Origin of the sequence: Streptomyces sediminimaris, from assembly GCF_047049295.1 — a bacterium.
GTDB classification, from domain to species: domain Bacteria; phylum Actinomycetota; class Actinomycetes; order Streptomycetales; family Streptomycetaceae; genus Streptomyces; species Streptomyces sediminimaris.
The window spans coordinates 8,257,132-8,282,458 of record NZ_JBJWOT010000001.1; the positions used below are offsets into that span (position 1 = coordinate 8,257,132).

Consider the following 25,327-nt stretch of genomic DNA (forward strand, 5'->3'; position numbering starts at 1 on the left):
GGCATCGAGCCGTGTGTGCAACCGCGGTGGCTGGAATTGTGTCTCTCCACGCATGGTCCAGCCGCTTCGGAGCTGGCCGTGCAGGGCGCTCGCGCCGGCCGGGGGGATGATGTGAGCACGTGGGTGGTGCCCGGATACACCGAGTCGCTCGAGCTCGGGTCGGGGGCGAGCGGGCGTGTCGTGTCGGCCGTGCACGGGGAGACCGGGGTCCCGGTCGCGGTGAAGTACCTCAGTGAGTCCCTGCGCACGCGTCCGGGCTTCGTGCACGGCTTCCGTGCGGAGGTGACCGCGGCGGCGGGCCCGGGCGAGGAGGCCCGCCGGCCCGTGCGTCGCTCCGCCGGCCGGGGGTAGGGGCCACCACCTGGGTTTTTACCCCCGCATTGCTTCCCTGTGACCACATGACTACAGATTTGTCGTCATGATGGCTCTCGTTTAGGTTAGGCATGCCTACGCTAATCGAGCACGCCGCCGGCGGAGGCAGGCCAGGGAGGGCCGTATGTGGGATGACGCGTTTCCGAGCTTCCTGATCGGACTGCGGGAAGGACTGGAAGCCGGACTCATCGTCTCCATTCTCGTCGCGACCCTGGTGAGATCCGGCGCCCGCTCCCGGCTGCCGCAGGTGTGGACAGGGGTGCTGGCGGCGATCGCGCTCGCGATGAGCTTCGGCGCGGTCCTCACCTTCACCGCCGCCTCCCTCTCCGCGACCGCCCAGGAAGCCTTCGGCGGCACCCTCAGCGTGATCGCGGTCGCTTTCGTCACCGGCATGGTGTTCTGGATGCGCCGCTCGGCCCGCAGCCTGTCCGGTGAGATCAAGGAGAAGGTCACCGGCGCGCTGGCCATGGGCGCGGGTGTCCTGATCGGCACCTCCTTCCTCGCGGTGGGCCGGGAGGGCCTGGAGACCGCCCTGTTCCTGTGGACCACCGCCCAGGCGGCCGGCGAGTCCGCCGGTCCCCTGACGGGCGCCGCGATCGGCCTGGTGCTGGCGGCCGGTCTGTGCTGGGGCCTGTACCGGCGGGTGCTGAAGATCAACCTGACGAAGTTCTTCACCGCCACCGGCGCCGTCCTGATCGTGATCGCCGCCGGCGTCCTCGGCTACGGCCTGCGCGACCTGCAGGAGGGCGGCGTACTGCCCGGGAAGAGCGCGTACGCCGTCGACCTGAGCGGCAGCATCGACGCCGGCTCCTGGTACAGCACCCTGGTCCAGGGCGTGTTCAACGTGACGCCGGTCATGACCTGGCTGCAGGTCGTCGGCTACACCGGCTACCTCGCCGTGGTGATGACGCTGTTCCTGCGCGGTGTGCGCGCCGCCGCCCCGGAGCCGACGCCGCGGAAGACGGGCTCCGCCCGTGACGCCGCCCGCACCGCACGACGCCGCCCCGCCTGGCTGGTCCCCGTCGCCGTCGTCACCGTCCCCGCGGTGATCGCGGGGCTCGCCGTCGCCTTCGGACGCCCCAAGCCCGGCGGTGACCAGACCGTCGCCGTCTCCGAGAAGGACTGCGGCAAGGGCTTCACCGCGCCCACGCCCGGCCGGCGCACCTTCCAGATGCACAACACGGGCGACAAGACATCCGAGGTGTACCTCGTCGACCCGGCCACCAACGCCGTCTACGGCGAGATCGAGGGTCTCGCGCCCGGCACCACCCGCGCCCTGGTCGCCACGGTGGCCGGCGGCACCTACGCCTGGCGGTGCGTGCCCGCCGGCGGCACCGCCGTCACCTCACGGGCCGTCCGCGTCACGGGCGGCCCCGGCGCCAAGGCGGTCGTCCCGGTCTCCGAGAACGACCTCGCCGGACCCCTGCGGCAGTACAAGGCGTACGTCGGCCGGGGCCTGTCCACCCTCGTCGCCCAGACCCGCACGCTCAGCGCCGACATCAAGGGCGGCCACCTCTCCAGGGGCCGCACCGACTGGCTCACCGCACACCGCACCTACGCCTCCCTCGGCGCCGCCTACGGCACCTTCGAGGCATTCGACCAGAAGATCGACGGCAGGGCCGACGGGCTGCCGGACGGCGTGCACGACAAGGACTTCACCGGCTTCCACCGCATCGAGTACGGCCTGTGGCACGGCGAGCCGGCGGCCTCGCTCACCGCCCCGGCCCAGCGGCTGGCCGCCGACGCCGCGGGACTGCAAAGGGCGTTCCCGCACCAGGACTTCGACCCCGGCGACCTGCCCCTGCGCGCCCACGAGATCCTGGAGAACACCCTGCAGTTCGAGCTGACCGCCGACACCGACCAGGGCAGCGGCACCAACCTCGCCACCGCCGACGCCAACCTCGCCGGCACCCGCGAACTGCTCACCGTCCTGAAGCCGCTGCTGACCACCCGCGCCCCGCACCTGCTGCCGACGGTCGACGCGGACACCGCCCGTCTGCAGAAGCTCCTCGACGCCGCCCACCACGGCGGCCACTGGACCCCCGTCGAACGGCTCGACGCCACCACCCGCGCCCGCGTGAACGGAGCCACCGGCCAGCTCCTGGAGGACCTCGCCCCGGTCCCGGACCTGCTGGAGATCCGGAAGTCCGCCTGATGACCATCCGCCACCACGGAAACGACGACCCCGGATCCAGCGAAGGGAACGCGCCCATGCCGTCCGCCGAAACCACCGCCCCCCACGGCGGCTGCCCCGTCGGCGCCGGCCGCCGCTCCTTCGTCAAGACGGCCCTCGGTGCCGGAGCGGCCGGGGCGGTCCTGGCAGGCGGCGGCCTCGCGCTCGCCGAGAGCGCCGGCGGCACCGCCGAGGCCGCCACGCGGACGGACAACGCCGCCAAGGTCCCCTTCCACGGTGTCCACCAGGCCGGCATCCTCACCCCCGCCCCCGCGGCCGCGTGCTTCGTCTCCTTCGACGTCATCGCCGAGGACCGCGAGGAACTGGCGGAGCTGCTGAAGACGATCACCCGCCGGGCCCGTTTCCTCACCTCCGGTGGCACCCCGACCGACCTCGGCGTCGGCGCCCCGCCCTCCGACAACGGCATCCTCGGCCCGGTCGTCCCCGCCGACGGCCTCACCGTCACGGTCGGGGTGGGCGCCTCCCTGTTCGACGACCGCTACGGCCTCGCCAAGGCCCGGCCCCGACGCCTGACGGCGATGCGGACCTTCCCCAACGACCATCTCGACGCGGCCGAGTGCCACGGCGACCTGTCCCTGCAGATCTGCGCCCACCGCCGGGACACCGTCCTGCACGCCCTGCGCGACATCGCCCGCCACACGCGCGGCGCCATGCAGATCAAGTGGCGCATCGACGGCTTCCAGAACGCCCCGCGGCCCACCGGTGCCCCGCGCAACCTGCTCGGTTTCAAGGACGGCATCGCCAACCCGGACGTCACCTCGACCCGCGAGACCAACCGCCTGATCTGGGTCGGCGACGGCGACGGCGAGCCCGCCTGGGCCACCGGCGGCAGCTACCAGGTGATCCGCGTCATCCGCATGCTGGTGGAGTTCTGGGACCGGGTCTCGCTCACCGAGCAGGAGAAGATGTTCGGCCGCCGCAAGGACACCGGCGCTCCGCTCGACGGCGCCAAGGAGACCGACACCCCCCACTACGCCAAGGACCCGCACGGCACGGTGATCCCGCTGGACTCCCACATCCGGATGGCGAACCCGCGCACCGCCGCCACCGACAACTCCCGCATCCTGCGCCGCGGCTACAACTACGACCGCGGCGTCGACGCCGTCGGCGACCTCGACATGGGCCTGGTCTTCTGCTGCTACCAGCAGGACGTGGTACGGCAGTTCGAAGCCGTCCAGACCCGGCTGATCGACGAGCCCCTCGTCGACTACATCTCGCCCACCGGCGGCGGCTACTTCTTCGCCCTGCCCGGGGTACGCGACAACAGGGACTGGTTCGGCCGCGCACTGCTCGCGACCTGAGTCCACCCACCCGGCCCACCGCCGAGTGCCGAGCGCTCACGCGCCCCCGTCCCGGGGGTCGGCCTCCGCAGTGCTCCGCCGGGGCCGGCCCCGGCGGAGCACTGCGGCACCGGAGTCTCGCGCGAGACCGCCAGGACGTACGGGCAGGACGTACGAAGCCTGCGTGCCTCGCCGTCGCCACGCGGCTCCATCTGAGCCGGTGCACAAGGGGAGGGCCGAGGCCCTGCGAGGCGGCTCATGGCCGCGGGTCGGCCGGAAGGCCGTCGCCGCTCAACCGCTCCCGCTGACGCAGTGCTTGAGCAGGGCGGCGGTGATCGGGTCGATGATCCGGTAGCGCACCACCCGCCCGTCCTTCTCGCCCGCAACGACACCGGCGGCGCGCAGCAGCCGCAGGGCCTGGGAAACGGCGGGGTCGTTCATTCCGGTCGCGATGGCCAGGTCCGAGACAGCGAGCGGACCCGTCTGGCGCAGGGCCATCAGCAGGGCGAGGCGTCCGGGGTCGGAGAGCAGGGAGAACCGTTCGGCCCAGGCGCGGACGTGGCCGGGCTCGCCGATGGCGGCGACGGCGTCGCAGACCCGGTGGCCGTCGATGGCGCGGCGGTCTGCGCGTTCGGCGGGGACGAGATGCATGGGGACATCCTCGCAGGTGGCGGTGTGATCTTGGATACCTGCGCAGCCATGCAGGTATGCAGGCGTGCGGAGACACCCGTACGGTGGGCGGGCCGTGGTGTTCGGGAAGACCGGTGACAGCCCTTCGTGGTTCGGGGGGTTCAGGCCGGAGCGGCCCTCGCCACTGTGATCGGGGAGTTTGCGTCCCAGTTGTGCACGGTCACTGTCCGCCTCGGGGCGGACGGGAAGGCCGGGACGAGAACGCGCGCACCCGTAAGCCAGGAGACCGGCCACGGCACTTCACGAAGTGATCCACGAGGTGCTGGAGCGTGACCGCATGACCCTGCCCAACGGGCCCGACGTGCCCACTGTCTTCCGCTGGCGGCGCGAGGACACCGTCCGTACCGCCGGACTTCTGGCCGTGATCGCCGCCCTGCACGTGCTGGCGTTCGGCATCCTGTTCCTGCTCGTCGTGCCGGGCCACTACGAGGTCGGCTCCAAGGCGTTCGGGATCGGCCTCGGGGTGACCGCGTACACGCTCGGCATGCGGCACGCGTTCGACGCCGATCACATCGCCGCGATCGACAACACCACCCGCAAGCTGATGGCCGACGGCAAGCGGCCGGTGTCGGTCGGGTTCTGGTTCGCGCTCGGTCACTCCAGCGTGGTGGTGGTCCTGGCCGCCCTGGTGGCGGGAGGCGCGCAGCTCGCCGGCGCACTGCTGAACCACGACTCCCGCACCCACCAGACGCTCGGTGTCGTCGGCGCGACCGTCTCCGGGACCTTCCTCTACCTCATCGCCGCGCTCAACCTGGTGGCCCTCGCCGGCATCCTGCGGGTCTTCCGCGCGATGCGTTCCGGCACGTACGACGAGGCGGCTCTCGAACAGCACCTGGACTCGCGGGGGTTCATGAACCGCGTCCTGGGCCGCTTCACCACGTCGATCACCCGCCCCGGGCAGATGTTCCCACTGGGCTTCCTGTTCGGTGTCGGCTTCGACACCGCCACCGAGGTCACCCTGATGGTGATGGCGGGCAGCGGTGCCGCGGCGGGGCTGCCGTGGTACGCGATCGTGTGCCTGCCGCTGTTGTTCGCCGCGGGGATGAGCCTGTTCGACACCCTGGACGGGACGTTCATGAACTTCGCCTACCAGTGGGCGTTCTCCAACCCGGTGCGCAAGGTGTTCTACAACCTCGCCATCACCGGTCTGTCCATCGCGGTCGCCTTCCTGATCGGCACCGTCGAGCTGGTCGGGGTGCTGCACGAGAAGCTCGGTCTGCGCGACGCGGTGACCGGCTGGATCGCGGGCCTGGACCTGGACAACGTCGGTTACCTCATCGTGGGTCTGTTCGTCATCGTGTGGGCGGCGGCGCTGGCCTACTGGCGGCTGGCCAAGGTGGAACAGAGGTGGGCGGCCCGCCTGGCCGAGGGCGGCTGACACCCGCTCCGTCCGGGCGCCTGCTGCACGCGCGGGCGGGGAGGGGACCGCGGCCGCCGCACGGCCGGATCCGCCAACAGGGCGGGTCCTGCTGCCGGTTCGGCGGTGCTGGAGAGATTCCAGGGCGGAACCCGTCCGTCAACTGACGGACGCTCGGGCGCAACCTTCCGGTGTTCTGGCGTGTCCACGTAGTGTGCTGACGATATGCAGAACATGGCGGACAGCGGCGGCCGCCGCTGTCGCGACCGCCGCTCTGGCGGTCGCGACCCCGGCCGCGCACGCCGCCGGAACGACGCTCGTCCTGGACGCCCAGGAGAACTACTACCTCCCCACCGAGGGTGAGGGCCCGAACCTGGGCCTCGCGATCACCGCCTCGGGCGGGGACGCCCATGACGTCTCGGTCGCGGTCGACGCGTCGTCCCTCGCCGGGAAGGCGACGATGGAGGTCACGGGGGACTGCGTGAGCACCGGCACCCTGAAGGTGAGGTGCGACGTGGGCCCGCTGTCGGGCAAGGAGTCGATCGACCCGTTCTTCCTGAAGCCCACCGCGGCCGCCAAGGCGGGCGACACCGGTGCCATCACCTACACCGCCACCGCCTCCGACGCGCCGACCGTGACCAAGAAGACGGACGTCCTGGTCGGCGGCCCGAAGCTCGTCACCCGGCCCTACCCGGCGCTGAAGGGCATCGCGCCCGGCGCCGTCTTCGAGCGCACCCCGGCCTTCGCCAACACCGGCACCGCCCCCGCCGACAAGGGCGTCATGCTGCTGGTGCAGGACTCCGACGGCGTCTCCCTCGCCCGCGACCACTCCAACTGCCACTACTCGGACCGGCCCGACCTCGGCGCCTGGTGCCGGTTCGACACCCCGGTCGCGCCCGGCGCGGCCTACAAGACGGACGCGCCGCTGCGCTACACCGCCTCCAAGGACACGATGTACGGCTACGACAGCTACGTCGTGTGGCCGGTCGGCGGCACCGCGCCCGACTCCTTCGACCCCTCCGACTTCCCCGGGACCGGCACCGGCGCGCCGCTCGGCCTGAAGTCCGTCGCCTCCGGCTCCGGCTTCACCGGCTCCGGGTACGGCACCTTCGCCACCACCCAGCACGCCGACTACCAGGCGCTCGGTGACACGGTCGAGGGCAAGGTCGGTGACACGGTGAGCATCACCGTGGGCGTGCGGAACAACGGGCCGGGCCGGATGGGCTTCCAGTGGATGGACGCCGACAACTCCGGCACCTTCGTGGTGACCCCGCCCGCCGGTACCACCATCACCGGCGCCCCCGGCCCCGGCGAGCAGGGCGACCCCGGGCCGCAGTGGAACTGCACACCGCGCAAGGCCGGCGCGAAGAGCTACACCTGCGCCATCGGCAGCTTGGACTTCCGGCCGGGCGACTCCGTGACCCAGGAGTTCACGGTGCGGATCGACCGGGTCGTCCCCGGCGCGCGGGGCAGCGTGAAGGCGGTGGAGAACCCCGACTACCCCAACCGTGACGACAATGCCGCGAACGACACCGCGGCGATCGCGGTGAAGGCCACCGGCTCGGCGACGTCCAGCCCGTCGCCCAGCGTCTCCGCGTCCCCGTCGGCCACGGCCACCGCGAGCCCGTCCGGCTCCGGGGCGGGAACGGGCAGCGGGACGACGACTGGCGGCGGACTCGCCGCCACGGGCGCGGACGGAGTCCTGCTGCGTGCGGGCGCCGCCGTGCTGCTGGTGGCGGGCGGCGCGCTGGTGTTCCTGACGGCGCGGAGGTCGCGGCGGCAGAGCGTCCGCTGACGCGGCCGCCCCGGTCTGGCAAGGCGTCAGCGGCCGGTGAGGCCGGATGCCCCACCGGGCCGGGGGGGCCGTTCACGGACAGGGACCGCCGTGACCCTCGAGCGATGCAGCGGCCGGAACCGGGCGGCCCGACACCGGCTGAGGAACCGCCCACGCGTGACCACCGACGCCTTCCGGGCATTCCTGGGCCAGCGAGAAATCCACCCGTCGAAGTACCGTGACAGACCCGGCAGTTGACCTCAGCCGTCCAGACGTCCGACACAAAGGCGTCCTCGGCGAGGACCGGGGTGGCCCCGGACGTCCCCGCATCGCGATCTGCCAGGAGCGCGGCGGTGTCTCGCGGAGGCCACCAGGTCCGGCGATTCAGCCACAGCGCTGTCCACCGCAAACCTGTCTTCGTGGCCGATCGGGGGCCAAGCCGTCCGGGGGACCGGAATATGACTCCCGGTGCAGGGGATTCCGCCCCAATGCTGTGTGACGCAGTTTGGTGATGCACGCCCCAACAGGCCCCAACAGGGAGGGATTCGCGCGTGCCCAGTCTCCGTAAACTCGCTGCCGTCATCGCCGCGTGCGGCGCGCTGACCTTCGGCGCGGCCACGGCCGAAGCCGCGCCCGCTCACGACGCGCAGACCGCCGTCGCCACCCACACCGCGCCCGCCGCCCCGGCCGGCGCGAAGACCGCCAGGCCCGCCGCCACCTCGCCCTACACCTCGCCGGGCTCCTCGGCCGGACACGTCGCCGCCGGAGCGAGCTACACGTGCGAATACGGCAACCTGTGCTCGCTGGCGTGGGACCCCACGGTCGGCCAGTGGGAGCTGTTCAAGATGTACTACTGCAACCGGTACTACCTCTACTACTGGAACGGTGGCGGCGCCTACCTCAACAACCAGACGCCCGGCTCGGTCGGCCACTTCTACGACGTGAACGGCGGCAACCTCAAGACGATCTACCGGGACACCACCCAGCGGTCCTACAACTGGGACCCGGTGTACTCCATCCGGAACTGCGGCGGCTGAGCCCTGCCCCGCTCACCCGGCACCGGCCCCGGGCGGCTGCGTCCAGCAGCGCCCGGGGCCATCGCCACGGCGCCGGCTCGCCGGCCATCGAGCCCGTAGATCCGCACCGCACCGAGCCGGGCCGGGCCCCGGGTCGCGCCGAGAGCCGCACGGGTGATCCCGGGGATACGGCGCGGGCTGCCGGGGACTCGGAGGATCTGGCGGCGGCGCGGGAGGAACGGCACATGCGTGGTGAGCGGGCGGCAAGGCATCCCGCGCTCCGGCGCCTGTACGCCGCCGGTCCCCGGGAGAGCGACCGTCCGGCCGTGGTGTGGATCCCCGGGCTGGGCGCGATGCGGGCGCGCGGGATCCGCTCGCGCCGCCCGCCTGGCTCCAGCAGGCGGCGCGGCGGACACCGGACGGCCGCGCGGTGACCCTGCCCGGAGCCCACGGCTTTCCCTACAGCGCCCCGGAAGCCACCGCAGCCCTCGTCCTGAGGTCCGTGAGGTAGGTGAAGCGGACGGAGCCGGCCGGGCACCGGCCCGGGCGTCAGGGCCTCAGCAGTCCGCCCACCCACCAGTCGTGCGGTTTGCCATCGTTGGCGATACCGCGATCGCGCAGTGTCCCTTCGACGGTGAAGCCGAGTTTCTCGGCGACGGCACGTGAGCCGGTGTTCCCGGCCATGGCCCACCACTCGATGCGGTGCACGTCGAGCGTGGCCCAGCCCCAGTCGCACAGGGCCCGAGCGGCCTCCACCGAGTACCCGCGTCCGCGCTGCTCCCTGACCGCCCAGTAACCCAGCTCCCAGACGCCGCGGCTGATGAGGGTCAGGCAGTACGAGCCGACCAGGGCGCCGGTGTCCTTGCGGAACGCGCCGAGGGTGTAGTCCTTGTCCTCGGCCCACTGAGCGGGCAGCTTCTCGCCGACGAGCTTCTCCGCGTCCGCACGCCGGTACGGCACCGGCACCGGGGTGTAGAACTGGATGTCCTCGTCCTGGCAGGCTTCGTACACCGCGTCCACGTCGGCCGGTGTGAAGGCCCGCAGCATCAGACGGTCGGTCTCAAGAGTCACCGGATCCATCGCGGCAGTATGACCACCATCGGCAAGCGGCGACCAGCGAATATCCCGACCGGGCATCGCCCGCGATCGGTGCGGATCTCGCCGGGGGCGCGGAAGGAAGGGGTGTCCCGGGGTCAGGACGGCCGGGGTCGCCACTGGCCGGCAGCGGGTACGAAGCCGGGTCGTCACGAGGTACGAGGGTTGCGAAGGACGATTGCCATGACGGCGATTCAGCACGTCCTGTTCGTTCAGGGCGGTGGCGCGGGCGTGCACGACGAATGGGACGATAAGCTGGTCGACAGCCTGAGCCGGGAGCTCGGGGACGCCTACGAGGTCCGCTATCCGCGTATGCCCGAGGAGGCCGACCCGAGTTACGCCCGGTGGAGTCCGGCGATCCGGCGGGAGGTGGCGGGCCTGGAGGACGGCGCGGTGGTGATCGGGCATTCGGTGGGTGGGACGATCCTCGTCCATGCACTGGCCGAACAGCCGCCGCCGCGTACGCTCACGGCGATCGTGCTGGTCGCCGCCCCCTTCGTCGGCCGGGGCGGCTGGCCGGGCGAGGAGTTCGAGCTGCCGGGCGACCTCGGCGCGAGGCTGCCGCACGGGGCACGGGTGCACGTGTTCCACGGGCTGGAGGACGAGATCGTCCTGCCGTCGCATGCCGGCCTCTATGCCCGCGTGATCCCGCGGGCACAGGTGCACCGGCTGCCCGGGCGCGATCACCAGCTGAGCAACGACCTGAGCGAAGTGGCCGAGGCGATCAGACCCGCCGGGCCCTGAGCCCTTCGACCACGCTCCCCAGGCCCAGGCGCACGTCGAGACAGCCGGACAGCGGCGCGTTGCCGCTCACCGGCGCCCAGGACGAAGTCCACGTGGCTGGAGGGGTGCGGAGCAGGTCGGCGAAGCCATCGCTCCCTGAGCGGTGGGCGCCTCGGTTCCGCTGCCGGACGGCGGTGCTTCTTCCGCACTCGGCCGGGCGCAGGGCGGAGCGATCACGAGTCGCGCCCGTCGGCCGCGTCCACGGTGGGATGCGCGGACGCCTGCTCGGGGAGGTGTGCCGCACGGGCCTGCCCGGTGTTCCGGAGTGCCGGTGCCGGACCCGTGGGGCGCTGGGCGTGCAGTTCCTCGCGCAGTCGGCGGACTTCCTCCGTGAGGGCGGAGATCTCGCTGGTGGTCTTGGCCTCGTTGGTACGCAGTTCGGAGAAGCGGTCCATGAACCAGGAGGCGAGTGTCGCGGTGACGAGGCCCGCGAGGGCGATGCCACCGACCATGAGCGCGATGGCGATCAGGCGGCCCTCGGTCGTCGTGGGGTAGAGGTCGCCGTAGCCGACGGTCGCGACCGTGGTGATGGACCACCACAGCGCGTCGCCGAATGTCGTGATCGTGGCGTCCGGATTGCGTCGTTCCACGTCGAGGATGGTCAGGCTGGAGAGGAACAGCAGCAGGACCGTGCAGGCCGCCACATAGGTGCCCAGACGCAGGCGGACGCGGCCCAGGGTGGAGGCGTTGCGGCGCACCACCATGAACACGATGGTCACCAGCCGCAAAGGGCGCAGCGGCGGCAGGAGCAGGGTCGCCAGGTCGAACAGGCGCACCTTGAGGAAGTCCCATCGGCTGCCGGCCACGGTGAGGCGCAGGACGAACTCCACGGCCAGCAGCGCCCAGATCACGAAGGTCACGGTGTCGGCCGTGTGCCGCCAGGTGCGGGGCAGTCCGGGCGCGAGGATCGGTACCGCGTAGGCCGTGAGGTAGATCATTGCGAGGGCGATGAGCCAGCCGCCGGTGCGCTCCTCCCAGCGCCGCAGCCGTTGGTCCCTGATGGCAGATGTGGCAGACATGGCACGCCATTGTGGCACTGCGCCCGATGCGGCTGCCGTGCCCGTGTGTGGTGGGCCACCCCCGTGCATCCCTGTGCGTCCCCGTGTGTCCCCGTGCGTCTCCGTGGCGGCCCGGCCGCTGCCGGCGACGGAGTGCCATCGCTGCGGGGCCAGGTCCGGTGTCATGTCCCACGCCGCCGGTTCCGTCCTGCGGCCCATCGCCGTGGGGGAGGCCGCGGAGGGGCGCGCAGGGCCGTGCCGCCGGCGAAGGCGCTCTGGGCCTCCGGGTCTCGCGTTGCCTGCGGGTGATCGCTTCGCCCGGGCGGCCCGCACGCGTCGCGACCGCCCGGAAACCAGGACGGGAGGCCCGGGGACCGGAACGCACTCTCAGTAGATATATACTCAGAGTATATCTCCGGTGTATGGTCCCCGTATGAGTGTTCCTCTCACCCTGTTGGGGCTGCTGGAGCGGGAGCCGAGCCATGGCTACGACCTCAAGCGCGACTACGACGCCTTCTTCAACCGCGGCAAGCCGCTGCCGTACGGGCAGGTCTACACGACCCTCGGCCGGCTGGCGCGGGACGGGAAGGTCATCGCCGGCGAGGCGGAGCCCGGCGTCGGGCCCGAGCGCAAGCGCTACGTGATCACCGAGGCGGGGGCGACGGAGTTCGAGACCTGGCTGACCGAGCCGGTGGCTCCCGAACCCAACCTGCAGACCGTGCTGTTCACCAAGGTCGTGCTGGCCCTGATGCTCGGCCGTGACGCCCAGGCGTACCTCGACACCCAGCGGGCCGCCCACCTGCAGCGGATGCACGAGCTGACCCGGCTGCGCCGCAGCGGCCCGATCGTCGACGCCCTGCTCGCCGACCACGGCCTGTTCCACCTGGAGGCCGACCTGCGGTGGATCGAGCTGACCGCGGCCCGGATGGACACGCTGGCAGCGGCGGTGCGGACATGACCGCCCTGATCGAGGCCCGTGACCTCACGCTCTCCTTCGGCGAGACCCCCGCCCTGCGCGGCGCCAGCCTGGCCGTCGAGGCCGGCGAGGTGTTCGCCGTGATGGGCCCGAGCGGCTCGGGCAAGTCCACCCTGCTGCACTGCCTGGCCGGCATCCTCACCCCCGACTCGGGCGAGGTGCGCTTCGACGGACGCCGCGTCGACACCCTGAACGAGGCCGAGCGCAGCGCCTTGCGCTGCGACACCTTCGGTTTCGTCTTCCAGTTCGGTCAGCTCGTCCCCGAGCTGACCGCCGAGGAGAACGTCGCCCTGCCGCTGCTGTTCGCCGGAACGCGCCGGGCGGCCGCGCTCGCCGAGGCACGCCCGTGGTTCGCCCGGCTCGGCCTGGACGGCCTGGAACGGCGCCGCTCCGGGGAGTTGTCCGGAGGACAGGCGCAGCGGGTGGCGCTGGCCCGCGGGCTGGTCGCCCGGCCCAGGGTGCTGTTCGCCGACGAGCCGACCGGAGCGCTGGACTCGCTGACCGGCGAGCAGGTGATGGACCTGATGGTGGACGCGGCCCACGAGGAGGGCACCACCGTCGTCCTGGTGACCCACGAGCCCCGGGTCGCCGCGCACGCCGACCGGGAGGCCATCGTCCGGGACGGCAGGGCCAGCCTGCTGACGACCGGGCGGATCGCCTCGTGATCGCCTTCGCGCTCCGCCTCGCCGTCGGCGGCGGCCGGGAGGCCCTCGCCCGGCTGGCCATGATCGCCTCCGCGGTCGCCATCGGCGTCGGGCTGCTGCTGTCCACCTTCGCCGGCATGAACGCCGTCGAGCGGACGAACCAGCGGCAGGTGTGGCTCGACACCGGCGCCGCGAGCCGTACCGAACAGGCGCAGGCGGATCCGCTGTGGTGGTGGGCGCACGGCGACTACTACGACGGCAGGTCCCTCACGGAGGTCGACGTCGCCGCGACCGGCCCGACCTCACCCGTCCCGCCCGGCCTCACCCACCTGCCGGCCCCCGGCGAGTACTACGCCTCACCCGCGCTGGCCGAGCTGATCCGCGACACTCCCGCCGACCAGTTGGGCGACCGCTTCCCCGGGCGGCTCACCGGCACGATCGGCGACGCCGCACTGGCCTCCCCGGACTCACTGATCGCTGTCATCGGCCGCACCCCCGCCCAGATCAAGGGCGCACCAGGGGCGAGAGCGGTCACCACTGTCGCCGGTACCCGGCCGGCCACCTGCGACAACGCGTGCTGGGACAACGCCGTGCGCGGCGACGCGATGACACTCATCTCCTCCGTGGTGGCCGGGGCCCTGATCTTCCCGGTGCTGATCTTCATCGCCACCGCGACCCGGCTGTCCGCCGCCGCGCGCGAACAGCGCTATGCGGCGATGCGGCTGGTCGGTGCCACTCCCCGGCAGGTCTCGGTGCTCTCGGCGGTGGAGTCCGCGCTGGCGGCGGCCGTCGGGACGGCGGCCGGCTTCGGCCTCTACGCCGCGCTGCGCCCGCTGGTCGCCACCGTTCCGCTCACCGGGCAGCAGAGGTTCTTCCTCTCGGATCTGACGCTCGGCGTCCCGCAGGTCCTCGGTGTCGTCGTCGGCGTGCCGGTGGCGGCGGCGGTCGCGGCGCGCCTCGCGCTGCGCCGGGTCGCCGTCTCCCCGCTCGGGGTGACCCGCCGGGTGACCCCGCGTCCGCCGCGCGCCTGGCGGCTGATCCCGCTGCTGGCGGGCCTGTCCGAACTGGCGTACTTCGCCTTCGTCGGCCGCCGCCCGGTGACCGGCAACGGCCAGACGGCGGCCTACCTCCCGGGCTTCGTGGTGGTGATGCTGGGCCTGGTGATCGCCGGGCCGTGGCTGACCATGATCGTCGCCCGGGCCGTGGCCCGGCGCACCCGGCGCCCGGCCGCCCTGATCGCGGTGCGCAGGCTCGCCGACGACCCGAAGACCGGCTTCCGTGCGGTCAGCGGCCTCGTCCTGGCGCTGTTCGTGACCACCGCGACCGTCGGCATCATCGGCACCATCAACGACCACCGCGGCACACTGGGCGGCGACCGGCAGACCCGGACCGTGGTGGAGGCCGGCGGCGACGGCGAGGCGCCGCTGGCCGAGGCCGTCCCCACCCGGCTGCTCACCGAGGTGCGGGCGATCCAGGGTGTGCGGGGGGCGGCGGTCGTCCACGCCAACCCCGACGGCGTCGGGAAGGTGGTGAACCGGCGCGTCCACCCGGGCGATCCCCCTCCGGAGGCGCCGGCCCTGGTGACCTGCTCCGACCTGGCGCAGGCACCCATGGTGGGCCACTGCCCGGCGGGCGCGAGCGTGACGGCCGTCGACTTCTACGCGTTCGCCGCCCTTCAGTCGCACCCGGACCTGCCCTGGCCCGCCGCCCCGATCAGCCCCGCCGCCGTCGCCAAGTTGCCCGTGCAACTGCTCTACGTGGCCACCGACGGGTCGACGGCCGCCATGGAACAGGTACGGACCCTGCTCACCACCGCCTACCCGCGTCACCAGGCCCGCACGGTGGACGACTGGGGCACCGACGCGCAGCGGGCGCTGGCCGGCTGGCGGCGACTGGCCAACGTGGTGGTGCTGACCACCCTGCCGATCGCGGGCTGCAGCCTGGCGGTCAGTGTGGTCGCGGGCGTGTCGGACCGCAGGCGCGCGTTCGCTCTCCTGCGGCTCACCGGCGCGCCGCTGCGGCTGCTGCAGCGGGTGATCGGCCTGGAGAGCGCACTGCCGCTGCTGGCGGTGGCCGCGCTGTCGATCGGTACGGCCTTCGCCGCCTCCGCGATGTTCCTGACGTCGCAGATGCACTACGACCTGGTGTCGCCGGGCGCGGCGTACTTCGCGCTCGTGGCCCTGGGCCTCGTCGCCTCGCTGGGCATCATCGCCTCGACTCTGCCCCTGCTCAAGCGCGTCACCGGCCCGGAGGCCGCCCGCAACGGCTGACACATCCGCTTCCGCCACGGCCCCGGACACCGCTTTCGGCGTCCGGGGCCGATGGTCAGCGTTGCTGCCGTCGCCCGTCGCCCGTCGCCCGTCGCGCGGAGGTGTCACGCACATTCCTCCACGACAACCTCGATGCCCGCGCCGCCATCGCTTCGGCGACGACAGAGGCGGGCGGACGACGGCCGGGGACACTCGATGAGCAGGACGCCGGAGGTGAGGCGTCCTGGCGTGAACGCGCGCCGGGCGGTTGCTGCATGTACGCAGAACGGCGGTGCCCGACGGTCAGGAAGAGATCGTCCATCTCGAGGTCCCACCGCGCGGTGGCGTACTCGGTGATCACCCTCGGAGGCGGCGCTACCGCTGTCACTGCCTGCGGCGTTGTCGCGCGATCGAGGGGCGGTCCCCGTGAGACCGCCCCCAGACGATCGAGGCCGGCGTCCTCCGCGGGCTTCCGCGCCGATGCCTCTCGGGGCACCGGTGATCACTGCTCGCCCTGCCGTCCGCCGTGCGGGCGCGTCTTCGGGCCTGATCCCGCGTCCGCCTCATCCGGCCGGCTGCTCGCTGCGCCGGTTGCCGAGACCTGGACCGGAATCGGCCGGGGGGATGTTCCAGTTGGACCGGAAGTCGTTCCCCGGGTCGTAGCGTGACTTCACCAGCCGCAGGCGGGCGTACTTCTCCGGTCCTCCGTACGCTTCGGTGAGCGCCCGGACGTCGGCAGCCTCGTCGGCGTTGCGCATGTTCAAGTAGGTGCCCGGTGCCACGCACGGCCCGAGCCGGCCGACGGTTTCCCGCGCCTGCCGCGCGTACGGGGCGTCCCATCGCGGGTCCTGCCAGTGCAACAGGAACTCCAGCCACCACGGGCACCCGCGGTGGGAGAAGGCGCTGTCCGACTCGGGTACGTCGCGCAGCGCCCCGCCGAGGCCCAGCAGCACGATCTCCCCGCACATCGGCATCTCGGTCCAGAAACGTACGATCTCCCCGATCGCGCCCTCGTCGAGTTCCCGAAGATGCGCCTGCTTGGTGTAGTAGCGCCTTCCATCCGGAAACTCGGCGTCCATCAGTTGCTGCACACCGTCCGCGAAGGGCAGCACGAGGCACTCCCGTGCCGCGGGTCTGCCGACCCGGGTGAGGCGCCGCAACTGCGCTGCCGCGCGATCGTCGGCGTCGCCGAGCCACATGGCGATCAGCAGCAGCCCGGGACGGCCCACGCGATCGGCCGGCACGAAGGGATAGGGCGGCAACCGCTTCTTGAGTGACGCGTGCCAGCCGATCGTCCTGGGCAGTCCTGGAGCCAGACTCGCGTACGCGGCCAGCGCCTCGGACGCCTCCTCGGGGCGGTACAGGGCCGCGGCCACGAGGATGCCCGGGCCGAATCGGTGCGCTCGGAGCCTGAACCGGGTGACGACCCCGAAATTGCCGCCCCCGCCCCGCAGCGCCCAGAAAAGGTCCGCTCGCTCGGTCGGGGAGGCTTCGACCACCCGGCCGTCGGCGAGGACCACTTCGCAGACCTCGAAGTTGTCACAGGTCAGCCCGAACGACCGGGTCAGCCAACCGGTGCCGCCGCCCAGCGCCAGGCCACCCAGCCCCGTTTCGGACACCGTTCCGCTCGGCACCGCCAGACCATGTGCGGCGGTGGCTCGGTCCAGGTCGGCGAGGCGGCAGCCGCCCTGGGCCTCCACCACGCCCCGACTCGCGTGCACGGTCACCCGGCGCATACCGGAAAGGTCGATGGTGAGGCCGCCCTCGCACAGCGCCTGCCCCGAAACGGAATGCCCTCCGCCGCGCACCGACACCGGCAGACCTTCCGCCCGGGCGGCACGCACGGCGTGGACCACGTCCAGGGTCGAGGTGCACACAGCGATCGCGGCGGGCCGGCGGTCCACCATGGCGTTCCAGACGGTGCGCCGCGCATCGTAGTCGCTGTCTCCCGGCATCAGCATTCTTCCGCCGAACTCGGGAGCGACAGCCGCCGGCGCCCGACGCGCGCGGGGCCCCCTCACCGCGGGGATCCCGGACGATGCGGGATGCGGCCGGCCTGGTCGGCACCCGGCATCTGGTAGACGGCCATCAGCAGTTCACGAGCCGTCAGGTTCGGTTCCCAGGTGTCCGGCGCGGGCGTTTCCAGTCGTGAGAGGAAAGAGACGAGCCGTTCCCCGCGTCGGTCACCCGGGCGCCGGCCGGGGCGCCCGGCGCCGCCGGCCGTACCGGCCCTGACGGACGCCTCATCCCTGGGTGTCGGCCGGGTCGGGCGGTGCGAGGAGCTGCTGGAGCGCGTGAGGGGCATGAGCATTCTCCCAGTGTTCGATGATCAGTCCGTCGGCGAACCGCCAGAGTCCGCAGAAGGGCATGGCGAAGCTACGGGGACGGGAGGCGCGCAGCCTGCCGAGAACGGCACCGAAGTAGTCGTTCGCGACGATGTGTTCGGTATCCATCACGAGGGTGCCGTCAGTGGCCCGGACGAGGTCGCGCTCATGAGCCAGGACGGCGTCCTTTCCCCGGAGCACCTGGCCGTCGTCGGTCCCCCGGTGCGCCGGGTGGAGGACGATTTCCGGTGCGGCGAACTCCGCCAGGCGGGGCAGGTCGGCGTAGACGGCTTCCAGGAGGCGGACGTGCGGATGGACGGAAGCGGATCCGGAGGAGACTCGGGCGGTCATCGGGCGGCCTCCTGCGCGTCGGGACGCCAGGGTGCGGCCTCGGCACACAGGCTCTCGATCTCGGTCCACTCCGCGTCACTGAGCCGGAGGCCGGCCGCCGCGACGTTCTCCTCCAGGTGGGAGACAGACGTTGTCCCGGGTATCAGCAAGGTGTTCGGCGAGCGGCGCAGAAGCCAGGCCAGACCCAGTTGGGCTCCGGTGGCTCCGTAGCGCCCGGCCACGGCGGTGAGAACGCCGTCCGGACCGACCAGATCGCCGTGCCCCAACGGGAACCAGGGAATGAAGGCGATGCCGTGCCTCTCCGCGTGGTCGAGAACGTCTTCGCCCGCACGGTCCGCGATGTTGTACAGGTTCTCCACCGCGGCTATCTCGGTGATCTTCCGCGCCTGTTCCAGCTGCTGCACGGTGACCTCGGGCTGACCGGAGAGCCCGATGTGGCGGATCTTCCCCTCCTTCCGCAGGTCGGCGAGCGTTCCGAGCTGCTCCTCGAGCGCCACCGTGTGGTCGATGCGATGCAGCATGTAGAGGTCGATGTGGTCCAGGCCCAGGCGGAGAAGACTCACCTCGACCTGCTGTCGCAGGTATGCAGGCCGCCCGAGCGCGACGATGTACGGGTGGCGGTTCTCCGCCCTGACCCAGTCGTCGGGTCCGCTGCGCAGCATCCCGCCCTTCGTGGCGATGACCAGCCCCTCCGGGTAGGGGTGCAGCGCCGTGCGGATGAGGTCCTCGTTGTAACCGGGCCCGTAGGAGTCCGCCGTGTCGATGAAGTCGATGCCGAGTTCCACGGCTCGTCGCAGGACCGCCATCGCGTTGTCCGGGTCGGTGGGCGGTCCCCACATGCCGGGGCCGGTCAGATGCATGGCGCCGTACCCCATGCGGTGGACGCGCAGGCCGTCGGCGAAAGTGAAGTGGGTGGGGGGTGTGACGGTCGGGGTGCTCATGCCGTAGGGCTCCTCTCGGCTGTGGTTGCGGGGGTTCGTTCGTGGTCGGGGCCGGATGCTGATCCGTCGTCCGCAGGCCCGCCGTCGTCGCCCAGCCAGGTGCCGATGCTGATCTCGGCGGTGATTCCTGGTCCGAAGCCGGCGACGATGCCGCGGTGCCCGGAGCGCAGGGTCCCTGAGGTGATCAGCCGCCGGAGTACGTCCAGGACGACCGCGGAGGCGATGTTGCCGTGTTGGGCGAGCGTGGCGCGGCTGAAGGAGAAGAGCTCCGCAGGCACGCTCAGGAAGTGGGACAGGTCGTCGAGAATGCGCGGGCCGCCGGCGTGGACGACATAGAAGTCGAGCGCCGAGGCATCGCAGCCGTGCGTGGCCGCGACGTCCCTCAGGGCGGGCGCGAGTTGCTCCATCGTGCGGGGCACCCGGCGGTCGAGACGGAAGTGGAACCCGGTGTCTTTCACGGCGTAGGAGATCCAGTCCTCGGTGTCCGGGACCAGCCGGGAGCCGTTGGCCTCCAGGCGCAGGCCGGACGCGGAGTGCGACTTGACCACGGCGGCGGCGAGCGCGTCGCCGAAGAGGCCGTTCGACAGCAGGTTGCCCACTTCCAGGTCGTCGGGCTGGTAGCACAGCGAGCAGAACTCGCAGGAGACGATCAGAACGTTGGAGTCGGCGTGGGAGGTGCAGAAGTCATGGGCGCGATTGATCGCCGCGCCCCCGGCCGCACAACCGAGTTGTGCGATCGGAATCTGGCATGTGTCATGTCGCAGCCCCAACTCGTTGATCATCCAGGCGGTGAGGGACGGCATGGTGAAAGCGGTGCAGGACACGAAGACGACGGCGTCGATGTCTGCCGCCGTGACTCCCGCGTTCTTCAGTGCCCGTTCGACCACCGCGGGGATACGCTTCTTCGCCTCACGCACGTAGACCTTGGTTCGCTCCTCGACGCCGGGGTGTCGAAGAGTGCGCTCGAGGGGCTGGATCAGATGTCGCGTGCGTACGCCGGTGTTGGAGATGAGTTTCAGCGCAAGGGGCAGCTGGTCGTGGTCACCGTGCAGTCGCTCCGCGAGGTGCAGGGTGTCCTCCATGGTGATGGTGTGCTCGGGAACGCTTACCGAAGGGCAGCAAAGGACAGCCATGGCACTCCTGTTGGTGTGGTGTGTCCCCGGGTTCGGGTCCGGGGCGGGTCGCGGGGGAGACGATCTCGTTGCGCCCCGCCGGTCGGCCGCAGCCGGCAGCCGTGCCTCTCGACTGCCGCAGGCACCGCCGAGGTGGGTGGAGCCTGCTTGTGCACCGGAAGGCACATCAACGACTAACCGCAACCGTCCGCGCCCTAACAGCCGTTGAGAATCGGTGCCGTGAACGCGTTGAACGGGCCGGAACGAGTCGGCCGCCCCTTCAGCGAGGAGACAGCGTGCCTTGGACGGTCACCGTAGCCATGAGTGGCGACGCCTCGGTTGCGCGCGGTGAGGAGCAGAACCGCCGGCGAGGGCCCGCCTCGCCTGTCACGGCGTCTCGCTGGGGTGATGAAGCTCAGTGACGCTCATGAGCCGGGCAGCGTGTTCCTGGCCAGCGCCACGAGAGCACGGGCCTGCTCGCACAGGCCGACCGCTTGCGGGTGGCGTGGGAACGCGCTGAGGGCGTGGAGGAGGTCGGCGAGGGCGCGATCGGCCTGAGCGGAGCGCAGCAAGGGGTAGAGGTCGAGGAAGTGGTGCCAGTGACTGCATGCCTCTTCGAGGCGCCCGGCTTCGAGCAGAAGGTGCGCGAGACGCGAATGAGTGAGCGCCGCCGGGCGGCGCTCCGTCAGGGACCGTCCCTCCACCGCGGCTTGAAGAGCGGCGACTGCCTGGTCGCGCCGTCCCAGGGCGTGAAGGACCTGACCCCGCTGGTACGCGAAGGCCGCAGCCGGGTAGGAGGTGAACGGCCCGGAATCGCCGGACGACTGCCGGAGAGCCTCCTCGCCCGCGGCGAGATCGACGTCGGCCCGGCGCCGATCGCGCAGCAGGGCGCGGGTCAGGGCCCGCTGGCTCAGCACGTACGCCCGGACGGCCGCGGGTGCGCCGGGGGGTGCGTGTCGGGCGGCCGCCGCGGCGAGGTCCGCCGCCTGCCGGAGGTGGCCGAGGTTCACGGCCTGGGTGCTCAGAGCCCGCAGGACGATGGCGCACGTCAACCTGTCACCAGCGGCGCGCGCGAGGCCCAGGCTGGTGCTGTCGTAGCGCTGGGCGAGCCCGTGATGACCGGCGTCCGCGGTCATCACGGCGAGTAGGTGGGTCAGTTGGGCGCACGCTGTGAGGATCTGACGGTGCAGCTCGTCCGGAGCCGGTCCGGACATCAAGGCCAGGCCGTCGTCGGCAAGGTAGGCTGCGAGCGCGCTCCGCGCGTGGTTGCCGCCGTGCGCGTCCACGCTGGTCGCGAAGAGCCTTATGGCTGCTCCCAGCAGCGTGAGATCGGCGCGGAGGACCGGGCGTCCCACCGCAAGACCGCGGGAGCGCGAGCGGTGGTCCGACACCGGCGCGGCCGGGTCCGACAGGTCGAACACGGTCCGCCTCAGCAGGACACGTTGTTCGGGGTCGACCTCCGCCCTGCACATCCGCACAAGGCGCCGTAATGGGTCGGGCTCCTCCTGCGGCGGCACCGCGCCTTGAGCACTGTGTCGCCGTTCGCCGGAGGCGGCCACAAGCCCGGTGTCCTCGGCAGTGATCAGCCGACCGCATCTGCGGCTCAGTGCCTGGCCCACCAGTTCGGCCACTGGGCGGCGGGGGCGTGATCCCTTCAGCCAGTGCGCGACAGCCGTGCGGTCGTAACGGAGACGGTAACCCTGCTGGTTGCCCAACGCGTTCACTGATCTGGCCAGCTGGGCCCCGTTCCAATCGGCTTCGGCGAGCAGGACGGCGAGTCGCCGATTCGGCTGCTTGGGGGACATCCACCCTCCGAGGTAACGGAACCCAGCGTTCCAGCAGTGCGAACCCGCTGGCCGGGGACGTCCGGACCGGTGAACCTCGTCGGCCGACGTCCGCTTCCCGAAGGAATCGCACACCGCTTACTCCGTGCCGGAATACCTATACCCGGCGGGCGATACGACCCACCTCGCGCCTGTGGCCGGCGGGCACGTTCCACAGCCCGCGCCCGAAGCCGTTCAACGCGTTCACGCGTCCGGTGCCCTGTGCGGCTTCTCTTTCGGCCCTGTTCCACGCTGTAATGCATAGTCACCGCGCCGGTGCGCAGGCGCTGTCCACGGCAACAGCTCTGACGGCCGGGTACCCGTGCGGCAGCGCGGCAGGGTCCTGGTCGCGTACCCGGGTGAACGGCGAAGCATCAGGTTCGCCGTGCCGCGGGGTGAGGTCCGGCCCACCGAGGCCGCCTGGCAGGTTGCGGCCCCTCCCCCTGGTGGCCGATCCCGAGCGCGGGGGAACAGCAAACACGCGGGGTCCGTGCGGGTGAACGTCGCCGCGCCACCAGTTGTCCCCGCGCCCCTCCATGACAAAGGTCTGCAGAGTGTGCATCATGCAAGATCCATTCATCTTCGAGGCACTCGTACCCTCCGGCGAGCCGGGTCGTTCCGGTCAGTCGGATGCCCTCCGGCGAGGGTCGGACCACTCCCGGATCAAGGCGCTCGGCAGCGACCGGTCGCGTGAGATCGAACCCGTGAACGATGCCGCGGCCTCGGACCCGGCGACCCCGTGACGTCACTGCGGCACAACCTCGACGAAGCGACACGGGAAAGGACCGTTCCGCGGGGCGCGCCGCCCGCGGTTGCGTGCCGCCGAAGATCACGACGCGTCTCCGACGCCCTGCGCGCCTCGTCTCGCCGCGTCGTCATCCCGACGTGCGAAGGCGTCGTCCACCCGTCACCGAGTGCCGCGACTGGCCGCTCCGACAGCCAGAGAGGAAACCGCATATGAACACCGACGTGCGCAGTTACGCCGTCAGCTGGGAGGCCTATTGGGCCGAAACAGCGGCCACCGGGCAATCGTCGCTGTGGGACTGTGACCCGGAGTTCGCCAGTGCACGGGACCTGCCGCACTTCGAGCCCCACCTCGATCCCGATCAGACACTGGTCGACATCGGTTGCGGCAACGGGACCCAGACCCGCTACCTCGCGCGCCACCACAGGCAGGTCATCGGGACCGACGTTTCCGCCTCGGCCATCGAGACCGCGCGTGCCCACGATCCCGACCACAGCTACCTGGTGCTCGATCTGCTCGACACCCCGGCCGTGAAGGCTCTGCACGAGACGCTCGGCGACGCCAGTGTCTACATGCGCACCGTTCTTCACCAGATCCGGCCCGAGGACCGCCCGGCCTTCGCGGCCTCGTTGCGCACCCTGCTGGGCGCCGGCGGAATCCTCGCCCTCGTGGAGCTGGCTCCCGGCGCGGAGGACTACCTGCGTGACCTGGTGTCGGAATACGGCTCGCCCCCGGCACTCACCCGGGTCCTCGACACCGGTGTCCGCCCCGGGAGCGTCGATCGTGACGAGGCACTTGCCCTCATGGGCAGGGACGAGTTCAGCGTTCTCGCCGAATCCGACACCACCGTTCACACCACCTACACGCTGCCCACCGGTCAGCAGGCCGAAGTTCCCGCCTACTTCATGGCACTGCGGTGCAGGGAGGGGTCGATTCAGCGGCGGTAGGGAATGCGGATCCGACCGGCCGCCTCAGCCGGCCCGGTGCCATTGCGGTACTGAACGTCACGACGGTTACTTTCCGTCGCCACGGACCGCACACCGGCGCCTGTTGCCAGGGCGGCGCGGTGTGATGGTCAGGCCGAGATGCCCGTCATACTTACCTCCTTCTGCTGCAGAGGAGGTAGCGAGCCGTGGGGGACACGTGGGGTGCCGTTGCTGTCGCTGTCGTCGGCGTGGTCGGCACACTGGGCGGTGCTTTGCTGACCCAGAGCCGCGCCGACCGTACCAAGCGTCTGGAACTCGAGGCGATGGCACAGCAGCGGGACGCCGAGCGCCGACACACCGAGCAGGTTCGGCAGGCCGAGCATGCGGAGGTGCGGCAGCGAGAATTCCTCGACCTGCGTCGCGCCTGTTACATATCGCTGAACACCGCCTCCCGCCAATACTTGACAGCGCAGGTCAACCTCCAACACGCGCTGCGCGTGGGGGCAGGCGTGGAGGCATGCCTCGAACAGCTGGAGACTCGCCGCACCACGCATCGCGACAGCTATGCCGAGGCACAAATGGTTGCGCCAACCCCCGTACTGGCCGCCGCCGGAGCCGTCAGCCGGCACCTCAACCACGGCTACGGAAGACTCAGACAGCTGCTCGCTGCCCCATCGGCCGACCTCGAGGCCGTCGATGCGTTCGACGACCAGGTGAACAGCTCGTGGGCGTTGCTGTCCGAGATGCGCCACACGATGCGTCGCGATCTGGGAGTTGACGACAGCGAGCACTGACCCCGCCTTCCGCACCACTGTCTGCACATCGGGTCCCCTCCGCTCGGCCGCCGGTCATACTCGGAAGCCTGCTGGGACGAGTCGGCGGGGAGGGGGGAATCCGTATGGTCGATACGCGCGAGGTGTATGTCGAGCACGCCGTGCGTAACCTTCTGCGCACCAGCCGGACGGCCCATGGCCGACTGGACGCCAGCGCGTCGAAGGGGAAGCGCCGCCAGCTGGCCCAGGGACTGACGCCGCTCGATGTGGGAAGCCTGGCCACTGGGAATTACCGGTCCACGATCATCGACCTCTACGATCGGCGTAACCTGCCGATCTCCTGCGCGACCGAGCTGCGCGACTTCGTCGAGTCCATCGTCCTGTCGGTCAACCGAGGTCTCGTCAGAGAAGGTGCTCTGTACCGCGAGGACGACTCCTCCAGCCTGCCGTACACGCGAGCGGACACGCTTCTTTCCGAGGTCGTGGGGCCGCTCTTCGAAGAGTTCCACCAACGGCTCACGCGTTCCCTGTCCGACCCGGTGGAGACGGCCGGATGGGTCGAGTACCGAATGGATCTGACGGATCATCTGTGGGCCGATGGATGCGGGCGGTCCACCAAGGCCGTCGCCGCGTGGGTCCTCATGCGTGCCGGGCACAGCCTCCCGGTCTACCCGGCGGACCGGCGTTCCCAGTTCGCCGCCGCGCCGTGCACAGCTCGTACGGCAAGCAGGGATCGCGAACAGGAACAGTACGAGAAGTGGCTGCGCTACTACCGGTCTCTTTTCGAGACATGGCCCGGTAACGCGGCACCTGCCGGGGACTCGGGTCGAATAGGGACCTGACTGCTTCCCAAGATCGATTCATCAGGGTGCCGCGCGCCACTTCCCCATGCGGTCCGAGCTTG

At 71.3% G+C, this 25,327-nt stretch carries 21 protein-coding genes and 1 riboswitch; of the genes, 13 read left to right on the top strand and 8 right to left on the bottom strand.

Annotation, left to right across the window (positions count from 1 at the left end; translation table 11 throughout):
• Window positions 1–111: 111 nt before the first annotated feature.
• The 3 genes from ACJ9NR_RS37635 (at window position 112) to efeB (ending at window position 3,867) form a co-directional block, all read left to right on the top strand.
• Window positions 112–351 (top strand): hypothetical protein, encoded by a 240-nt coding sequence (locus ACJ9NR_RS37635; RefSeq protein WP_412492800.1) that lies wholly within the window; start codon window positions 112–114, stop codon window positions 349–351.
• 145 nt (window positions 352–496) lie between these two features.
• The gene (gene efeU / locus ACJ9NR_RS37640) at window positions 497–2,527 is read left to right on the top strand and encodes an iron uptake transporter permease EfeU (protein ID WP_412492801.1); all 2,031 of its coding nucleotides are present in this window, start codon (window positions 497–499) and stop codon (window positions 2,525–2,527) included.
• A 56-nt stretch (window positions 2,528–2,583) separates the two neighbouring features.
• On the top strand, window positions 2,584–3,867 hold the full coding sequence (efeB, locus tag ACJ9NR_RS37645; protein WP_412492802.1) for an iron uptake transporter deferrochelatase/peroxidase subunit: 1,284 nt from the start codon (window positions 2,584–2,586) through the stop codon (window positions 3,865–3,867).
• Between the two features lie 270 nt (window positions 3,868–4,137).
• Here the strand turns inward: efeB and ACJ9NR_RS37650 are convergent, their stop codons facing one another.
• Entirely contained in the window at window positions 4,138–4,497 is a 360-nt protein-coding gene (locus ACJ9NR_RS37650) for an ArsR/SmtB family transcription factor (protein ID WP_412492803.1), read from the bottom strand.
• 78 nt (window positions 4,498–4,575) lie between these two features.
• A riboswitch (cobalamin riboswitch) is annotated at window positions 4,576–4,785 on the top strand.
• 28 nt (window positions 4,786–4,813) lie between these two features.
• On the opposite strand from ACJ9NR_RS37650, the gene nicT reads away from it, so the two are divergent.
• From nicT to ACJ9NR_RS37665, 3 genes are all read left to right on the top strand, one after another.
• Window positions 4,814–5,914, top strand: coding sequence for a Nickel transporter NicT (gene nicT / locus ACJ9NR_RS37655; RefSeq protein WP_412492804.1), 1,101 nt, complete (start codon window positions 4,814–4,816; stop codon window positions 5,912–5,914).
• A 193-nt stretch (window positions 5,915–6,107) separates the two neighbouring features.
• Window positions 6,108–7,688 (top strand): hypothetical protein, encoded by a 1,581-nt coding sequence (locus ACJ9NR_RS37660; RefSeq protein ID WP_412492805.1) that lies wholly within the window; start codon window positions 6,108–6,110, stop codon window positions 7,686–7,688.
• A gap of 530 nt (window positions 7,689–8,218) precedes the next feature.
• Window positions 8,219–8,704 carry a hypothetical protein gene (locus ACJ9NR_RS37665; RefSeq protein WP_412492806.1) on the top strand — a complete coding sequence of 162 codons (486 nt, stop codon included), beginning with the start codon at window positions 8,219–8,221 and terminating at the stop codon, window positions 8,702–8,704.
• 528 nt (window positions 8,705–9,232) lie between these two features.
• Here ACJ9NR_RS37665 and ACJ9NR_RS37670 read toward each other — a convergent pair.
• Window positions 9,233–9,820, bottom strand: a complete 588-nt coding sequence (locus ACJ9NR_RS37670) for a GNAT family N-acetyltransferase (protein ID WP_412492807.1) — start codon at window positions 9,818–9,820, stop codon at window positions 9,233–9,235.
• A 141-nt stretch (window positions 9,821–9,961) separates the two neighbouring features.
• Here ACJ9NR_RS37670 and ACJ9NR_RS37675 point away from each other — a divergent pair, with 141 nt between their 5' ends.
• Window positions 9,962–10,522 (top strand): alpha/beta fold hydrolase, encoded by a 561-nt coding sequence (locus ACJ9NR_RS37675; RefSeq protein WP_412492808.1) that lies wholly within the window; start codon window positions 9,962–9,964, stop codon window positions 10,520–10,522.
• 212 nt (window positions 10,523–10,734) lie between these two features.
• Here the strand turns inward: ACJ9NR_RS37675 and ACJ9NR_RS37680 are convergent, their stop codons facing one another.
• The gene (locus tag ACJ9NR_RS37680) at window positions 10,735–11,580 is read right to left on the bottom strand and encodes a potassium channel family protein (protein ID WP_412492809.1); all 846 of its coding nucleotides are present in this window, start codon (window positions 11,578–11,580) and stop codon (window positions 10,735–10,737) included.
• A gap of 412 nt (window positions 11,581–11,992) precedes the next feature.
• Between ACJ9NR_RS37680 and ACJ9NR_RS37685 the strand changes: the two genes are divergently transcribed.
• Genes ACJ9NR_RS37685 through ACJ9NR_RS37695 form a run of 3 tightly spaced genes read left to right on the top strand, consistent with a single transcriptional unit; the run spans window position 11,993 to window position 15,449 of the window.
• Window positions 11,993–12,517, top strand: a complete 525-nt coding sequence (locus ACJ9NR_RS37685) for a PadR family transcriptional regulator (protein ID WP_412492810.1) — start codon at window positions 11,993–11,995, stop codon at window positions 12,515–12,517.
• Complete coding sequence (locus ACJ9NR_RS37690; RefSeq protein WP_412492811.1) at window positions 12,514–13,200, top strand: ABC transporter ATP-binding protein; 687 nt, start codon at window positions 12,514–12,516, stop codon at window positions 13,198–13,200. Before ACJ9NR_RS37685 ends, ACJ9NR_RS37690 begins: the two co-directional genes overlap by 4 nt.
• Window positions 13,197–15,449, top strand: a complete 2,253-nt coding sequence (locus ACJ9NR_RS37695; RefSeq protein ID WP_412492812.1) for an FtsX-like permease family protein — start codon at window positions 13,197–13,199, stop codon at window positions 15,447–15,449. Before ACJ9NR_RS37690 ends, ACJ9NR_RS37695 begins: the two co-directional genes overlap by 4 nt.
• Window positions 15,450–15,991: 542 nt before the next feature.
• Here ACJ9NR_RS37695 and ACJ9NR_RS37700 read toward each other — a convergent pair.
• The 5 genes from ACJ9NR_RS37700 to ACJ9NR_RS37720 all read right to left on the bottom strand — a co-directional run bounded on the left by ACJ9NR_RS37700 (window position 15,992) and on the right by ACJ9NR_RS37720 (window position 21,961).
• The gene (locus tag ACJ9NR_RS37700; protein WP_412492813.1) at window positions 15,992–17,383 is read right to left on the bottom strand and encodes an FAD-binding oxidoreductase; all 1,392 of its coding nucleotides are present in this window, start codon (window positions 17,381–17,383) and stop codon (window positions 15,992–15,994) included.
• Between the two features lie 288 nt (window positions 17,384–17,671).
• A complete protein-coding gene (locus ACJ9NR_RS37705; protein WP_412492814.1) occupies window positions 17,672–18,103 on the bottom strand; it encodes a nuclear transport factor 2 family protein in 432 nt (143 codons plus the stop codon).
• Window positions 18,100–19,044: an aldo/keto reductase gene (locus ACJ9NR_RS37710; RefSeq protein ID WP_412492815.1), complete on the bottom strand. Its 945-nt coding sequence runs from the start codon at window positions 19,042–19,044 to the stop codon at window positions 18,100–18,102. The genes ACJ9NR_RS37705 and ACJ9NR_RS37710 overlap by 4 nt, the downstream gene beginning before the upstream one ends.
• On the bottom strand, window positions 19,041–20,177 hold the full coding sequence (locus ACJ9NR_RS37715) for a type III polyketide synthase (RefSeq protein WP_412492816.1): 1,137 nt from the start codon (window positions 20,175–20,177) through the stop codon (window positions 19,041–19,043). The genes ACJ9NR_RS37710 and ACJ9NR_RS37715 overlap by 4 nt, the downstream gene beginning before the upstream one ends.
• A gap of 404 nt (window positions 20,178–20,581) precedes the next feature.
• Window positions 20,582–21,961 carry an NsdA family TPR-like regulatory protein gene (locus ACJ9NR_RS37720; protein WP_412492817.1) on the bottom strand — a complete coding sequence of 460 codons (1,380 nt, stop codon included), beginning with the start codon at window positions 21,959–21,961 and terminating at the stop codon, window positions 20,582–20,584.
• A gap of 975 nt (window positions 21,962–22,936) precedes the next feature.
• On the opposite strand from ACJ9NR_RS37720, the gene ACJ9NR_RS37725 reads away from it, so the two are divergent.
• The 3 genes from ACJ9NR_RS37725 to ACJ9NR_RS37735 all read left to right on the top strand — a co-directional run bounded on the left by ACJ9NR_RS37725 (window position 22,937) and on the right by ACJ9NR_RS37735 (window position 25,265).
• Window positions 22,937–23,671, top strand: a complete 735-nt coding sequence (locus tag ACJ9NR_RS37725) for a class I SAM-dependent methyltransferase (RefSeq protein WP_412492818.1) — start codon at window positions 22,937–22,939, stop codon at window positions 23,669–23,671.
• Between the two features lie 185 nt (window positions 23,672–23,856).
• Window positions 23,857–24,444 (top strand): hypothetical protein, encoded by a 588-nt coding sequence (locus ACJ9NR_RS37730; RefSeq protein WP_412492819.1) that lies wholly within the window; start codon window positions 23,857–23,859, stop codon window positions 24,442–24,444.
• Window positions 24,445–24,548: 104 nt separating this feature from the next.
• Entirely contained in the window at window positions 24,549–25,265 is a 717-nt protein-coding gene (locus ACJ9NR_RS37735; RefSeq protein ID WP_412492820.1) for a hypothetical protein, read from the top strand.
• Window positions 25,266–25,327: the final 62 nt, after the last annotated feature.